We start from the raw sequence: 16,214 nt of genomic DNA on the forward strand, positions 1-16,214 counted from the left end.
TGAGAATGTGGAAGAATTAACTGTTCGGCAAAAGTTCATCATGAATAATCTGATGGAGAAAGGCCCTCTAACCCTTAAGGGCCTTTCTCAACAAATTGACGTCAGCGAGAGGACGATTTCCCGGGAGACTTCCGCCCTAAATGATTGGTTAAAGCAATACAAGGTACGTATCTCGGAAAGCGGAGGAAAGCTCTATGTTGACGGGTCGGAGCTGGATTTAATTAAGGTCAGGAAAAGTTTCAAAGAATTCCCGACCCTATGGCTGCTTACTCAGGAGCAGCGTCAAATCCTGATCACGGCTCAGCTTCTCTTAGCTGATGAACCCTTAAAATCAGCTTATTTTAGTCATCAATTTAACGTGGTTGAAGGAACCATTAGTTTCTACCTGGACAAAATTCAAAGCTGGCTGGAAGATAAAAACCTGACTTTGGTTCGCAAAAGAGGGTATGGTCTGGAAGTCACAGGCTCAGACTGGTATAAGCGTAACGCTTTTGTTGATTTAATCTACAATTATAAGCCTCTAAGTGAGTTACTGACGTTTCTTTATAAAGACAGCAAGGATTATCTGTTGCTGGCCTTTTTCAAAGTTACCTTTGGAGAAGCTTTAACTTCTTTAACTAAAGATATCATGGATGAAATCAATGAAAATGTGTCTCTGACAAACGATATTAAGTTTTTCAGTGCGTATATCCATTTATTGCTGGTTATTAAACGTACTGAGAGCCAAAATCCCATTGAATTACCTCCTCAATTGGTGCGGGATATAATCACCTCTAAGGAATTTGGCTTTATGAATCAAGTCCAGGAAATTCTTAGGGATTACGGGATTGATCTCCCGGAGAGCGAACTTGCTTATTTGGCAATTCACTTACAGGGTGACAGAAAGTTGTTTCAGGATGAGAATGAAGCTCAAAAGCTGGGGTTCGAGTTGGAAGACTTAATTCGGGAAATGATTTATCTTACAGAAAAAAAGCTTAATCAAAAAATCATTGCCGATGAAACTCTTCTTAATGGGTTAACTCAGCATCTTAATCCGGCCTTGTATCGTTTGACAATGGGACTCGAAGTAAGAAATCCAATTATTAACGAGATCAGGCACTATTACGCGCAGCTATATAATGCGGTTTCTTATGCATGTCGGCATGTTTTCTCGAAATATAATTTAACGATTCCTAGTAATGAAGTTGGGTATATTACCATGCATATTGGCGCAGCTATTGAGCGGCAAAATAAGCGTGATAAAAAGAACAGGATGCTTATTATTTGTCCCAATGGCATGAGCACGGCAAAAATGTTGTATCATAAAATTCGCAATGAATTCCCTGAACTTGAAACCATTGATATCTGTTCTTTGCGGGATATGCACGCTAAGATAAAAGACGGCTATACCTTGGTGGTTTCGACAGTTCATATCGAGCCGGAAATTGTGCCTGAGTTAACGGTCGTTTCTCCCTTTCTGCCGCAAGAGGATATTGAAAAAGTGAAGGCAGCCTTAACAAAAGTTGGCCAAGTGAGTGCTTTGAATAAGAGCATCTCGTTACCCGTCAGCGAACCTGACGAGCTGGAAAAAGATTTGGAAACGGTCAATGTCATGCTGCAGACGTTTCAATTGAGCTCTCTGCAAGCAGAAACTTATCAAGACACTATTCAGGATATTGTCCAAGGCATACACGCAACTCATCTTATCGCAGACAGAGCGCGAATTTATGATTTGATTGCTAAACGAGAAGAAAAAGGGAATGTAATTATCCCTGGCCGTCATATCGCTCTCATTCACTTTCGCGCGGAGGAAATTTCAGAACCCTTTGTCAGTGCCTTTCGCCTTAAACATTTTATCGAAATTAAAGGAATCGGATACTCTTCTGAAAACGTTGATACGTTTTTTGTCATGCTGGCACGCAAAGACGAAAGCAATTACATTCTTGAGTTGCTTGGAAAAATCAGTGTTGCTCTGGTGGAGAATGATTATTTTGCTGAGGTCTTGCGTTTCGGTGATTTGAAAGATATACGCAGTGAATTAGTTGAAATTCTAAATAAGGAGGAAGAGTCGTGAATCGAGAGATCTTTAACGAAGACAATATACAACTTGGCCTGGTATCTGAATCAAAGGGAGATGCCATTTTAAGAGCCGGGGAACTTCTGAGGAAGAACGGGTATGTTCGAAGTGAATATCTGGAAGGGATGACTAAGCGAGAGGAGAGTCTGACGACTTATGTGGGAAATGGAGTTGCCATTCCTCATGGGCTTCCGGAATATATTCAATATATTCAAAAGTCCGGACTTGTTATGCTTCAATATCCTGAAGGTATTGATTTTGGCGAAGGGAATATCGCCTATGTCTTAATTGGAATTGCCGGTAAGGATGATGAACATCTTGAACTGTTATCGACCATCGCCCTGGTTTGCCAGGAAGAAGACAATGTGACAAAGCTTAAACAAGCTGCAAGCAAGCAAGAGATTCTGGAAATACTATCCGGCGGTGATGCCTAGATGATTAAAACTGTCACCTTAAATGCGGCGGTGGATAAGACGGTGGAAGTTCGAGATTTTCGCCTGGGGTCTGTCAACCGTATCTCTAAACTTCAGATGGATGCCGGCGGTAAAGGCATTAATGTTTCTAAGGTTATTCGAGCCTTAAACGGCGAGAGTATGGCCTTGGGTGTCTTGGCCGGCCGCAATGGCGAGTTTATCCAGGCTGAAATCGAACACAGAGGTATCTCTCATGATTTTCTCTTTGTTCAAGGGGAGACTCGAACAAACTTAAAAATTGTTGATCCGCTGAACTCAACATTCACAGATATCAATGAGCCGGGAATTATGATTTCTGAGGCAGCTGTTCAAGAGATTGAAGATAGAATTTTCAAAGACTTTGATTCGGAAACGAGCTTAGTCCTTTCCGGCAGTATTCCCAGTTCTGTACCTTCTTCCATTTATCGGCGCTGGCTGGAACGGGCCAATGCCTTGGGCGGAAAAACGTTTTTAGATGCTGATGGCGAACTGCTTCGTGAAGGGCTGAAAGCAAAGCCATATCTTGTCAAGCCTAATCTTCATGAACTTGAACATTTTCTAGGTCAAAAACTCTCAGGTTTGGAGGAGGTTGCCAAGGCGGCCCGTGATTTATTGAGGCAAGGGGTGGAAGTGATCGTCGTATCGTTGGGTTCGGAAGGTGCACTTTTCGCCTATCAAGAGCAGGTCATTCATGCTCGGGCCTTGCCCGTTGAAGTAAAAAGCACCGTAGGAGCAGGAGATGCGATGGTCGCTGCCCTGACCCTTGTTCCGCCCGGTGAGGATTATCTGCTGCGAGCAGTTCGCTGGGCAATAGCCGCAAGCGCTGCGCAAGTTATAACTCCCGGAACTCAACCACCGGAGTTAACTAAGGTGATCTCTTACCTTGATCAGGTTCAGTATCAGAGACTTGCTTGAGTTATCTATGCTCTAAGAGCAGGTATCGGTATCAAATCGTAAGACTTCCTCTTCTACAAGTGGGAGTGGTTCCCATACCTTGCTCGGTGGGAGTAGAGCCCATCCTTCAGCACGATAGCATTTGTTATGGGCTAGAGCGCTTTCGTCACCGAAGTCGATGTTCAGCTTTGGCTGAACGAGTTCACTAGCTTCGCATCAGACGAGTTTTGAGATTTGTTAATTTGACATCAGGAGGGGTAATTAATGAAAACCAGAGCAGTACGCTTATATGATGAAAATGATCTCCGTTTAGAAGAGTTTGAACTACCGGAGATAACCGATGAGGAAATCTTAGTGGAAGTTATTTCCGACAGTGTTTGCATGTCAACCTATAAAGCGGCAATTTTGGGTAAGAACCACAAACGGGTGCCTCAAGATGTTGATGTTCATCCGATTATCGTAGGCCATGAGTTCGCAGGCAATATCGTCAAAGTCGGAGAAAAATTAAAGGGCCAGTTTAAGGAAGGAAATAAGTTTGCCTTGCAGCCGGCTTTGAATTACAAGGGCACCATGTGGTCTCCCGGCTATTCTTACCGCTATTTTGGAGGAGACGCCACTTATAATGTAATTCCGCGGGAAGTTATGGAAATTGGCTGCTTTCTGAACTATCAAGGGGAAGCTTACTACGAAGCTTCTTTAGCAGAACCCATGTCCTGCATTATCGGAGCTTTTCATGCCAGCTATCATACGAGTATGGGCAGTTACGAACATCGCATGGGGATTGTTGAGGGCGGTAAAATGGCTTTATTGGCTGCCGCCGGACCGATGGGGCTGGGGGCTATCGACTATGCTCTCCATACTGACCGCCGTCCTTCCTTGTTAGTCGTTACGGATGTTGATGAAGAGAAGCTTTCTCGGGCCCGCACAATTTTTACAGAACAGGAAGCTGAAAAATGCGGTGTGGAGTTGGTATTTGTCAATACAAAGGATGTTGAGGACGTTCCAACTAAGCTGCGAGCTTTGACGGGTGATACAGGTTTCGATGATGTTTTTGTCTTCACGCCGATCAAACCCGTCGTTGAACAGGGCGATCAGATTTTGGGACGTGACGGTTGTCTTAACTTTTTTGCCGGCCCGACTGATCCGAAGTTCGGAGCGCATTTGAACTTGTACAATGTACACTATGGTTCGACTCATATTATGGGTACTACCGGTGGAAATACGGAGGATCTTCTGGAATCGCTGAAACTGACGGAAGAGAAGAAAATTAATCCTGCTGTCATGGTTACTCATATCGGCGGTTTGGACGCCGTGGCCGAAACCGTTTTAAACTTACCCCATATCCCCGGAGGGAAAAAGCTGATTTATACGCATATTAATATGGAATTAACGGCAATTGAAGATTTTGCCAAGCTTGGTGCTAATAATACGCATTTTGCCTGTTTGGCAGATATCGTTGCCAACAATAAAGGACTATGGTGTGCGGAAGCAGAACGCTATCTTCTCGAGAAATGGAGGGCTTAATGATGCTAACTCGTGAATTGACGATCAACAACAAATCTGGTCTGCATGCGCGTCCAGCATCTTTGTGGGTGCAAACATCCAGTCGTTTTCGCAGTAACATTAAAATTAAACATGGCAATTCCGTCGTCGATGGTAAGAGCATTTTAGGCATCCTTTCTTTAGGCCTGTCAACAGGGAGCGTTTTTGAACTCTTAGTTGAGGGAGAGGATGAAACGGAAGCCGTTGTTGCTTTGGAGAAATTGATGATTGATCTTGAATCCCAAGATAGGTAGGTAAATCTCATGGAAAACAAGATTTGGCATGGGCTTGGAGTTTCGGCGGGACATGCCGCCGGACCAACTTGGTACTTGAAAGGATTCCAAGCAGAGATGGCAGGAGAAACTTCCCAAGGTTCTGTTGAGGAGGAAAGAGTACGTTTGCAGCAAGCTGTTCTTCGTACTGAGCAGAATTTAACCGGCCTGGAAGAGAAAGTAAGAGCCGAACAAGGTGAGGAAGTGGCTCAAATATTCGTTGCCCACAAGCTTTTACTCAGTGATCCTTCATTTATTGGAGAAGCGTATCAGCGCTTAGAAAAAGGACAACTAAACGCTGAACAGGTTCTTCAGGAGGTAGCAGGGGAAGCCGTGCAAATGCTGCAGAGTTTGGAGGATCCCTATTTTCAAGAACGTGCAGTGGATGTTCAGGATGTATTGGGGCAATTACTGAAGAACCTTCAAGATGTTCAAGATGATGTCTCTGATCTCTTTCCGCAAAGCGGGAATTATATCGTTTTGGCCGATGAGTTGACGCCTGCTCAAACCATTGCCTTACCGAAGGATAGAGTTCTTGGCTTTATCGTTCGTCAGGGAGGGAAAACTTCTCATGCTGCCATTTTAGCTCGCACCTATGGCATTCCTGCTCTCGTCGGTGTCAACGATGGATGGGGAGATTTAACGGCTCAGAAATGGCTTGAACTGGACGGTGAGGAAGGCTGGGTTCAGGCATCAGCGGAAAATCAGGTTTTCTTTGCTAACACCGATGCTGGAGAAGAGGTGATTTTCGGCGAGAATTCCTTACTCCAGGGGATGACTTTAGCGGCGAACATCGGCAGTCCGGGTGATTTGCCTCTTGTCCGAAAATTTAAGGCCCAAGGGATTGGCTTATATCGAACGGAGTTTTTATTTATGGGAGAAGAACTCCCCAGTGAAGAAGATCAGTTGGAAGCGTACCGTCAAGTCATTGATGGCTGTTCGCCTCACTTGACCGTCATCAGGACCTTAGATATTGGGGGAGATAAGAAAGCCCCAGCCTTAAATCTTCCGCAAGAGAAGAATCCTTTTCTCGGTGTCCGTGCCCTGCGGCTCACGCTGCGGCGCCCTGAACTTTTTCGTCAGCAGCTGCGGGCTATTTGGCGGGCATCTATTGCAGGGCCGACGGCAGTTATGTTTCCCATGATTGCCACGTTGGGGGAACTTGAAGAGGCTAAGGAAAGCCTTTGGACCGCCCGCGAGGAAGTATTACAGGCCGGTTATGAGATCGGAAGCCTTCAGGTCGGGATGATGATTGAAATTCCCTCTGCAGCCTGGCTGGCAGATAAGTTCGCTCCCCTAGTTGACTTTTTCTCCATCGGGACCAACGACTTAACTCAATATATGTTGGCTGCTGACCGGGAAAATCCTGAACTGGCTGAGCTTAATCAGCCTTATCATCCAGCAGTTTTAGGGATGATCGCCCGAGTCAGTCAAGCCGCCCTTCAGAAGGGGATCTGGACAGGAATCTGCGGCGAGGCCGGAGGAGATCCGCTTTTGGCTCCCTTTTTCAAAGCTGTTGGTATCGAAGAATTAAGTATGGCACCGGGTTCGTTAGCTAAAGTTCGAACTGCTTTGGGGAAAATGGAGATGTCGGCGGAAGAACAAGAAACATTAGTTAAATCTGTGCTTGCTTGTGCCAGGACCTCGGAGGTAATTAAAGTGCTTCAATCATCGAAGACAACTTGATCGTTGAGGTATAAAAGGTTATTTTGAACTCAGGAGGAGACTTAGACTGGTAACTGTTGATCAATTAGTAGAGGAATTTGATTTTAGAGTTATAGCCGGGCAAAGGGGTATGGATAAGGAAATTACCGATTACAGTCTTAAGCGTCCCAGCGCCGAATTGGTTGGCTATCTAACCTATTTGACTCCCCAGAGAATTCAAATTTTTGGACGTACAGAATTAGGCCTCTTTGAGCAGCTTTCCTCAGACTTACGCTATGAGAATTTGGCGAAGGTTATGGTTCAGGAAGTCCCTTGCCTTATCATCACTAGGGGATTGCCGATTCCTCAGGAATTTGTTCGCTTAGCTGAAGATAGAGGTATACCCCTATTGGCATCTGATCGCTCTACGACACAGCTCTACTATTTGCTCATTCGTTTCCTTGCCAATCGGCTGGCACCATCCACCCTGGTTCACGGTGTCTTGGTTGATGTTTTTGGAATAGGAGTACTCATTACGGGGGATAGCGGCATTGGAAAAAGTGAAACTGCTCTGGAATTGATTCGCGGCGGACACTTATTGGTGGCGGATGATGCTGTTGAGGTGCAGCGGGTTGATGAGGAGAATTTGCATGGCAGGGCACCTCAATCCATTAAGCATCTTCTTGAGGTAAGAGGTCTCGGCATTTTGGATGTCACAAAGTTGTTTGGTGCAGGGGCCGTTCGAGACGAAAAGGAAATTCATCTTCTTGTCGAGCTGGAAGAATGGAAGGAAGGAAAGTATTATGACCGTTTAGGTCTTGATCCTCCTCAAACGTTGACCATTCTTGGTATTCCCATCCCTAAAGTGACAATCCCGGTTCGGCCCGGCCGTCAGCTTGCGTCGATTATTGAGGTCGCTGTCATGCAAAATCGCCTGCGAAGCAAACGGATGTAAGGAATTTCGCGTTTAAGGCGAGCTTTTATGGAAGTGAGATCGTAGGAAGTGTGAGAGTACTCAGCAATAAAATAGTTTACTTTAAAAAAGACTGTTATGAGCCAGCTGGTGGCCATAACAGTCTTTTTTAAATTTAAACGTATATTTATCCAATTGTTAGACTCCCACTTCAAGTGGGAGTGGTTCCCGCATCTTGCTTCGGCGGGGCTAAAGTCCATCCTTCAGCGCGATAGCATTTATCATGGGCTAGGGCTTTCGACGAAATGTCCACAGGACACTTTTGCCACCGAAGTCCCGATGTTCACCTTTAGCTGAACGAGTTCATTTCGTTCATCCTTTCCAGGGATAAGTTATTTAATCTTTTATATCGACCAAAAATCCTTCTTGGGTTAGAACCTCACAAACCTGCTGCAAAACTTCTTCTGTGGGTGCTTCTATGGTATGAAGATGCAGGCCGCCGGTTAAAGACGAAAGTAAGTGCGCATGGTTTTCTGACATTTGGGCCATAAACTTTTTAACATCCAGGCGGCTTTTTAATTGGAGCGGACGAAAAATATTCCCATATACGGAATGCTCTACTCCGACATCGAGTACACTAACGCCATGGTCGACTAAGATATTCAATTCTCTCTCCGTATCTAAAGGCGAATGACGGCTATAGATAATTTTCTGCAGGCCTTTTGTGCGCAGATCTGAGGAATAGATATATCCCTGTGGCGTAGCAATCACCGGTTCCTCTGAAGCTCTCAGAAGGGCTATATCTTGAACAATAACCTGGCGGCTGACTCCTGTGAGTTTGGCTAAGGAGGCAGCTTTGATAGGTTCCTTGGTGTTTTTTAAAAGTTTTAACAAGTGATCCCGGCGTTCTCGCCCCGATAAACCTTCTTTTTGGCTCATTCCATCACCTACTTTATAGTTGATTTTAATACGGGAATTGAGAAATTGTCAAATGGTGTCTTGACACCTGTAAAGATATCGTGATAAAACAAGGTAAGCAATGAATCAAGTTCATGCTAAACTAAGGTTCATTGCCTTAGAAGGCCCATAGTTTTAGGAAGAAAGAGGAAGTAATATGAAGATTAGTGAACGTTTAGAGCAGCTGCCGGTTTCGAGATTTCATTATGTTTTACTTATTACAGCGGGTTTAGGCTGGATGTTCGATTCGATGGACACTGGAATTGTGTCGTTCATTCTTCCGGTTTTGATGAAAGATTGGCATTTGAGTCCAGAACAAATCGGAAACATTGGGAGTATCGGACTCCTTGGCATGGCGTTAGGAGCAGTTATTTCCGGGACCATTGCGGACAGGGTCGGACGCAAGAAGGTCTTTGCCTTTACCTTAGTAGCTTACAGCATAGCGACAGGATTATGTGGACTTTCTTGGAATCTGACGTCTCTGCTGGTTTTTCGCTTTATTGTTGGGTTTGGACTTGGCGGACAGCTGCCTGTTGCAGTTACCTTAGTCAGTGAATTTTCGCCGGTTAAACATCGAGGTAAATTTCTGGTTTTGCTGGAAAGCTTTTGGGCTTTTGGCTGGCTCTTGGCTTCCATAATTTCTTACCTTATCATTCCAAAGTTTGGTTGGCCGATTGCCTTCTTTATTGGTTTTCTCCCGGCTCTATACGTTCTATTCCTCTGGCGATCAATCCCGGAGTCGCCGCGCTATCTTTTAAGCAAAGGGCGAATGCGGGAAGCTGAAGAAATCGTAGTTAAAATTGAAGAGGAATGTAATGTTTCATTAAGTAAGAAGCGCTTATCTGAAACGGAAGCTAAGCAGCCGGCGGAATCAGTAACTCACTCTAATCAAGCGAAATTTAAAGAATTGTTCTCCCAGGCATTCTTACGACGGACAATTTTTCTTTGGCTTTTATGGTTTGGTATAGTCTTTTCTTACTACGGGATTTTTACTTGGCTTCCTTCTCTGTTAGCCCTTAAAGGCTTTTCCCTGACTAAGAGTTTTAGCTATGTTATGATTATGACTCTCGCCCAAATTCCTGGGTATTTTAGCGCCGCTTATTTTGTGGACAAAATTGGACGCAAAACGACTCTCGCTCTCTACGTTGCGGGAACGGCAATTACCGCTTACTTTTTTGGACAAGGAGTCACTGCCGCGGCAATTTTAATTTCGGGGTCGCTGATGTCCTTCTTTAATCTGGGAGCTTGGGGAATCATCTACACTTATACTCCCGAACTATATCCAACCCATGCCAGAGCTACCGGTTCAGGCTGGGCAGCAGGCTTCGGCCGGATTGGCGGCATTTTAGCCCCGCTCGTTGTTGGGGATATGATCGGGAAATTCCATCTCGGAACGGGACCCGTGTTTGGCCTTTTTACCCTTGTCTTGATCGTCGTCGTTTTGGATGTTGTTATTTTAGGCGAGGAGACAAAAGGAAAGTCTTTGGAAAAGCTGGCCTCCGAGTAATAGAATCAGGGTATAACTGCAGACAGTGAACTCGTTCAGCTAAAGCTGAACTTCGGGGCTTCGTGACGAGAAGGTGTCCTGTGGACACTTTTGCCGGAAGCGCCTGGCTCATAACAATTGCTATCGCGTTGAAGGATGGACTCTAGCCCGACCAAAGCAAGGTATGGGAACCACTCCCACTTGAAGTGTGAGTCTTACGATTGGATAAACTGATGCCCTGAGGACTGTGATTTAATGAAAAGTCACTTCCTCAGGGCATTAGTCTTTGTTGTTGAACTCAAGTTTTTTGCCTGCTTGAGGACTTGTGTACTTCAGGGTTCAGACAATTTGGAGGCAGTTCTCCTTTCATTGCCGCTATAATGTTGACTGCTGCAATCATACCCATTTTAGTGCGGGTCTCTATCGTAGCGCTTGCGATATGAGGGCAAAGAGTAACATTGTCGAGTTTGCTTAACCCTTCCGCTAATTTTGGTTCCCATTCATAAACATCGAGACCTGCCCCCCAGATCTCCCCGGTCTCTAAAGCTTTGACGAGGGCTAATTCATCAACCACCGGACCACGAGACGTGTTAATTAAGATGGCTGTGTTTTTCATTTGCTTGAATTCCTTCTCACCGATAAGATGAAATGTTTCAGGAAGAAGGGGAGTATGGATGGATACATAATCTGAATTCTGGAGAAGCTTTGCCAAGCTTACATACTGCCCGCCGGTTTCATGTTCAAACTGTGGATTTGCCTTATTTCCAGTGTAAAGGACTTTCATATCAAAGGCTTTCGCTCGTTTCGCAAACGACAGACCGATTCTTCCGGGCCCTATAATGCCAACAGTTTTGTTAAAGATGTCTTGTCCTAAAAACAGCATCGGTCCCCAACCTTCATATTTTCCCATTCGAGTATAGTTATCTGATTCGACAACTCTCCGAGCAACGGAAAATAGTAGAGCCCAAGCCATCTCAGCTGTAGTATCAGTCAGCACTCCGGGAGTGTTGGAGATCATAATTCCATGTGCTGTCGCGGCGGGAATATCGATGTTGTTATAACCAACGGCATAATTGGCAAAGATTTTAGCTTGGTTTGCTGCTCTGAGCACTTCTGCGTCGATCTGATCAGTTAGTAAACATAAAACAGCATCCCGTCCCTGGATTTTTTGCAAAAATGTTGACTTCAATAGAGGTTTTCCTTCGCGATTTACTTCAAGATCGCAATGTTCCGCCAGCATGTCCAGCGCCGGTTGGGGTATTTCGTTTGTAACGTAAACATTCCATTTAGTCATATCTAACCTCCGATTATGTAAGTTTTATGGACTAATAGTTATGAGTGATGGTTTTTAACTATAAATTTAATATAAGGTATTATTTGCTTGAGTTCGAAGTTTATGTTCCTTGAACCTTAGAAGCTACAGATAATCATCAAATTTGAATAGTAATTTGTAATTAACGAGCTTCACCGCTTCTCCATGCAATGAGTTCACCTTGTCGGGGAAGTTACTGGCCCTAAAATAGGCGCGGTAGAGTCAAAAAGGATTAAGATGCGGAACAACCTTATTAAATCATGCTCTGCAAACTTGTTACAGTCAAGGGCAACTATGTTGAATTTTATTTGCTTTGAACTTTAAGTCTATATTTTGTAATTTTCTGGTTCATTTCTACACTTTTTACCAACCTTCGAAATTTTACATAACAGCCTGCTCGCCAGATGCTTTGGCGGACGATAGGTCGGCTCTAGGCATTGCTCCGCTGTAAGAACCGTGCGGTGACTCAGTCTGATGAATGGTTAAGAATAAATAGAGATCATTAGACCGGAAAGAAAGATGGATAAGAATGTATCCTTGATGCAATACTTATAGTTAATCTAAGTAAAATAAGGAGGGACTCGGATGAAAAATGTAACGATGTATACTAGCGATACCTGACCTTATTGCTCTATGGCGAAGGAGTTTCTTTCGCAGCATAATATTTCGTTTCAAGAACGAAATATCAGTACTGATGAGGAGGCGTTGAACGAACTGCAACGCAAAAATATCAGTGGAGTTCCAGCATTCATTGTCGGTAATGATATGGTGGTTGGCTTTAATAAGAATAAGATTTTGTCCTTGCTTCATTGAAGGTATTATTTAGTACGATGATGCAGCTTGATCTAGGAATATATTTCCAGAATAAATAAGCTTAATCGGGTAATACTACAATCATAAGGGTACGTAATGGTCGAGCCACAATTTATATATGCTTTAACGGGTGTATATAAGTCGGCCAAAGATTATATGCAGGTGCCGAGAGGTGTTTGTTTTATGGTCGGCGGGAAGATTTTTCTTGGTAGGGAAAAGCTTTTGAGCAGTTCAAGGATTGTTTAAGGGTTCCAACTTATCAGGAAATGTCGAGCTAAGATTTTGCAAGGTATTGATACTTGTACAGGCATATATCAAATGATATATGCCTGTATAAGAACGCGCAGGTCAGATATAGCCGTAAGGTTATGTCTGGCTCAGTAGATACCCTGTTTAGTCGAACGAACCATCAATTTAGGTGGAAACTTGCTTAGCCTTAGTCGCAAGATTATTGTTAGGTGATAAACGATCTATGTTGGTGCTAGATAAGACCATTGCGTGCTCTTATATTATTAATTCACTTAAATTAACAACTTTATTTTAAATTCTCGAGTGCTGAAATAAACCATTGTTGTTTTATTTCAGCACTTTTGTTTTATCTAACCATCAGACTCCCGCGCTACAAGTGGGAGTGGTTGCACGAGTTCACATCAAAAGTGCTCAAATAATGTCTTTAAATGCTTTGCAGCAAATAGAATATCAGAAACATGCCAACGGCTAAAACAGAGATACTGAGTAAGATATTGAGGAAGGATGAAGGCTGATAAGTATCGGTAGCGATTTGTAAATCAACGTTTCGATATTTCAGATAGGCTAAAATACTCATAAGAGAGCCAAGCGCAACCAGAAAGATGCCGATCATTGTCGAGTATCCATGAGAAGGTGGTAAGGCAACATCAAGATTTGATTTGCCAAGGACATAGGACATTTGTTTAAGAAACAAGGCAAAGCGCTCGACAACGAAACCAAAGCCCATCATTGCGATACTCGTTCTGATCCAGGCTAAAAACGTTCGTTCATTGGCGAGATGCAGACGGCGATTAGTATTGGGTTTCTGAGAGGAAATTTCTTTTGGTAACATTATTTTTTCTCCTTTGTAGTGTTGCTTATTGGGTTAAAGCAAGTATGGGAACTACTCCCACTTGAAGTGGGAGTCACACAAATGGATAAAAAGTTTAGAAACATAGGGCAATTTCAGAATCTAAGGATCATACAAAAAGAAAGGCTATAGCCATAATAACGTAAGAGGCTAACAGTTGTGCGCCTTCCAGCCAGTTTGAGCGGCCATCCATGCTAATAATGGCTGTAATTACTGTACCCAAAATGATGACAACGAGCTCATAACTTGTAAAGAGAAGATCAATCGGATGCCCGCTTAAATAGCCGATAAAGACGAGCAAAGGAGCGACAAATAGAGCTATTTGAGTGCTGGAACCGATAGCAATTTCCAGGCTGATTTCCATTTTGTTTTTTAAAGCCATCATAACACTTGTGGTGTGCTCTGCTGCATTGCCGATGATGGGAATAATAATAACACCTATAAAAAGCTCGCTAATACCTAGAGTGTTAACGACGGGTTCAATTCCTGACACCAGGAACTCACTTTCGATGACGACAAAGATTGTAGCGGCGAGGAGAATAAGTAATGCTTTAAGCCTTGTCCACTGAGGAGTACCTGAATGTTCTTGGCTGGGACGAAAAACATCTTTATGGGTATGAAGAGAAAAGAGTAAACTCAATAAGTAGATCAGGATTAGAACCGCGGCTACACCTAGACTTAAAGGTTCAGCGGCAGGATTTGAATGGTTGTTGAGAAAGACTGCGGGAATAATCAGCCCGGTAACAGCTAAAAGCAGCATAGAGGTGTGCATGCCAGCAGCAGCTCTGTTAAATTTTTGAGTTTTAAATTTAAACCCTCCGAGCAGCATACTGAGGCCCAAAACAAGGAGCAGATTGCCGATGATTGACCCGGTTATGGAGGCCTTAACCACTTCGACAAGGCCGGACTTTAAAGCAAAGAGTGTGATAATCAGTTCGGCGGCATTTCCAAACGTGGCATTCAATAAGCCTCCGATACTAGGACCTACATAAATGGCGATCTCTTCCGTGGCTTTTCCCATGTAGCCAGAAAGGGGGATAATGCTCAAACACGCTGTCAGAAACGCCAGGATGGGTGAGCTATCTGCAAGATGAAAAAAGATACTGACGGGGATAGCTAAAAGAAATAAATTTAGGAACTTCACAGATTATCCTCCTCAAAAGTCATAAATAGTCGCGGCTTATTACACATAACTTCCTATTTAATACATTATGAATGAGGGTAATCCGGCGTGCAATACCAAGAAAATACTATATAACAGATTATTAAATAATAAAGTGTTTTAGAGGATATTCGGTCTGTGTGGCGAAATATTTATAGATGCGGCGAAATTAACTATGAATATCGTCGAAGAGCCGGAGCCTAACAGAGGAGGCAAGACAATTGAAACCAGAAATCATTCAAGAACTGATTAAAATAGTTGGAGAGGAAAATCTCTACACAACGTTAGAAGACTTATATTGTTATACTTATGATGCATCATTTCTTAAGGCAGATCTTAAAGATTTAGCAGGTGTTGCAGTGTATCCGGGCACTGTTGAAGAAATTTCGATGATCCTTACGCTGGCTAATCGTGAAAAAATTCCTGTTGTTCCTCGAGGAGCTGGAACCAATGTCAGCGGAGGGAGTGTTTCTATAGGAGACTGTATTGTCCTTGTCCTGAAAAGAATGAATAAAATCCTGGAGATTGACAAGAAGAATCTTATTGCTGTGGTAGAACCGGGAGTGATCACCGGACAATTTCAAAGAGAAGTGGAACAACTTGGCCTCTTTTATCCCCCTGATCCGGCAAGTTTGGCTGTTTCAACCATGGGAGGTAACGTGGCGGAGTGTGCCGGCGGTCCCCGAGGTGTCAAATACGGCGTAACAAGGGATTATATTTTAGGCCTGGAAGTCGTTCTGCCAACGGGTGAGATCATGACGACCGGCGGAAGAACGATAAAAAATGTCACAGGCTATGATATGACAAAACTTTTTACCGGTTCCGAAGGTACGCTTTGTGTGATTACCAAAATCATTGTTAAACTCATTCCTCTGCCGGAGGCTAAGAGTACCATGATGGCCGTTTTCTCTGAGATGGAACAAGCTTCTGAGACGGTATCAGAAATCATTGCCGGTGGGTTGGTTCCCTGTTCCTTGGAATTACTGGATAATATTTATATCAAAAATATTGAAGAGTATGCTAAGGTGGGGCTTCCCGTAGAGGCTGGGGCTGTACTCCTAATCGAAGTGGATGGAGACTCCGAGATACTGTCTAAACAGATCGGCAAGGTCGAAGAGATTTGTCGTCGCCTTGGCGCCGTTCAAATTCGGGTTGCTACGACAAAGGAAGAAGCGGAAGACTTATGGCTTGCCCGGCGCTCAGCTTTTGCCTCAGTTTCACGGGTGAAACCGACTATTATCGGTGAAGATGCAACGGTTCCCCGCAGCCAAATTCCCGTCGCAGTACGGCGAATCCAAGAAATTGCCGCGAAGTATAATATTATTATTGCCATACTTGGTCATGCGGGAGACGGTAATCTGCATGCCACCATTCTTACTGATGAAATGGACAGAGAGGAAGCTGCACGAGTAGAAAAGGCTATTGATGAGATTTTTGTTTTAACTGTGGAACTCGGTGGCTCTTTAAGCGGAGAACATGGCATCGGACGAGCGAAGTCTAAGTTTATTACCCTGCAGACAGGGAAGATAGGTCTGGAAATCCAGCGGAAGATTAAACATGCTCTGGACCCCAATAACATTTTAAATCCCGGCGTTATGTTTGGAGCGTGAGG

General features: G+C 43.9%; 14 protein-coding genes. 10 read left to right on the forward strand and 4 right to left on the reverse strand.

Annotation, left to right across the window (positions count from 1 at the left end):
* Positions 1-7: 7 nt before the first annotated feature.
* The 7 genes from DEAC_RS12610 (at position 8) to hprK (ending at position 7,815) form a co-directional block, all read left to right on the forward strand.
* Positions 8-2,053, forward strand: coding sequence for a BglG family transcription antiterminator (locus DEAC_RS12610; protein ID WP_047810418.1), 2,046 nt, complete (start codon positions 8-10; stop codon positions 2,051-2,053).
* The gene (locus DEAC_RS12615) at positions 2,050-2,490 is read left to right on the forward strand and encodes a PTS mannitol transporter subunit IIA (protein WP_047810419.1); all 441 of its coding nucleotides are present in this window, start codon (positions 2,050-2,052) and stop codon (positions 2,488-2,490) included. The genes DEAC_RS12610 and DEAC_RS12615 overlap by 4 nt, the downstream gene beginning before the upstream one ends.
* Positions 2,491-3,423: a 1-phosphofructokinase gene (gene pfkB / locus DEAC_RS12620; protein WP_047810420.1), complete on the forward strand. Its 933-nt coding sequence runs from the start codon at positions 2,491-2,493 to the stop codon at positions 3,421-3,423.
* Positions 3,424-3,666: 243 nt separating this feature from the next.
* Positions 3,667-4,926, forward strand: coding sequence for a zinc-binding dehydrogenase (locus tag DEAC_RS12625; RefSeq protein ID WP_047810421.1), 1,260 nt, complete (start codon positions 3,667-3,669; stop codon positions 4,924-4,926).
* A 2-nt stretch (positions 4,927-4,928) separates the two neighbouring features.
* Complete coding sequence (locus DEAC_RS12630) at positions 4,929-5,198, forward strand: HPr family phosphocarrier protein (RefSeq protein ID WP_047810422.1); 270 nt, start codon at positions 4,929-4,931, stop codon at positions 5,196-5,198.
* A 9-nt stretch (positions 5,199-5,207) separates the two neighbouring features.
* The gene (gene ptsP, locus DEAC_RS12635; protein WP_053006425.1) at positions 5,208-6,902 is read left to right on the forward strand and encodes a phosphoenolpyruvate--protein phosphotransferase; all 1,695 of its coding nucleotides are present in this window, start codon (positions 5,208-5,210) and stop codon (positions 6,900-6,902) included.
* Positions 6,903-6,948: 46 nt separating this feature from the next.
* Positions 6,949-7,815 carry an HPr(Ser) kinase/phosphatase gene (hprK, locus tag DEAC_RS12640; RefSeq protein WP_053006426.1) on the forward strand — a complete coding sequence of 289 codons (867 nt, stop codon included), beginning with the start codon at positions 6,949-6,951 and terminating at the stop codon, positions 7,813-7,815.
* A gap of 354 nt (positions 7,816-8,169) precedes the next feature.
* Here the strand turns inward: hprK and DEAC_RS12645 are convergent, their stop codons facing one another.
* Entirely contained in the window at positions 8,170-8,712 is a 543-nt protein-coding gene (locus DEAC_RS12645; RefSeq protein WP_047810424.1) for a transcription repressor NadR, read from the reverse strand.
* Positions 8,713-8,887: 175 nt separating this feature from the next.
* Here DEAC_RS12645 and DEAC_RS12650 point away from each other — a divergent pair, with 175 nt between their 5' ends.
* Positions 8,888-10,237 (forward strand): MFS transporter, encoded by a 1,350-nt coding sequence (locus DEAC_RS12650; RefSeq protein ID WP_047810425.1) that lies wholly within the window; start codon positions 8,888-8,890, stop codon positions 10,235-10,237.
* A 277-nt stretch (positions 10,238-10,514) separates the two neighbouring features.
* Here DEAC_RS12650 and DEAC_RS12655 read toward each other — a convergent pair whose 3' ends face one another.
* A complete protein-coding gene (locus DEAC_RS12655; RefSeq protein WP_047810426.1) occupies positions 10,515-11,510 on the reverse strand; it encodes a 2-hydroxyacid dehydrogenase in 996 nt (331 codons plus the stop codon).
* 603 nt (positions 11,511-12,113) lie between these two features.
* Between DEAC_RS12655 and DEAC_RS12660 the strand changes: the two genes are divergently transcribed.
* Entirely contained in the window at positions 12,114-12,341 is a 228-nt protein-coding gene (locus DEAC_RS12660; protein ID WP_083996140.1) for a glutaredoxin family protein, read from the forward strand.
* A 673-nt stretch (positions 12,342-13,014) separates the two neighbouring features.
* Here DEAC_RS12660 and DEAC_RS12665 read toward each other — a convergent pair.
* On the reverse strand, positions 13,015-13,422 hold the full coding sequence (locus DEAC_RS12665; protein WP_047810427.1) for a YidH family protein: 408 nt from the start codon (positions 13,420-13,422) through the stop codon (positions 13,015-13,017).
* Between the two features lie 127 nt (positions 13,423-13,549).
* Positions 13,550-14,584: a calcium/proton exchanger gene (gene cax / locus DEAC_RS12670; RefSeq protein ID WP_047810428.1), complete on the reverse strand. Its 1,035-nt coding sequence runs from the start codon at positions 14,582-14,584 to the stop codon at positions 13,550-13,552.
* Positions 14,585-14,823: 239 nt separating this feature from the next.
* Between cax and DEAC_RS12675 the strand changes: the two genes are divergently transcribed.
* Positions 14,824-16,212, forward strand: coding sequence for an FAD-binding oxidoreductase (locus DEAC_RS12675; protein WP_047810429.1), 1,389 nt, complete (start codon positions 14,824-14,826; stop codon positions 16,210-16,212).
* The last annotated feature ends 2 nt before the right edge of the window (positions 16,213-16,214 follow it).

It is taken from the genome of Desulfosporosinus acididurans (genome assembly GCF_001029285.1).
GTDB classification, from domain to species: Bacteria; Bacillota; Desulfitobacteriia; order Desulfitobacteriales; family Desulfitobacteriaceae; genus Desulfosporosinus; species Desulfosporosinus acididurans.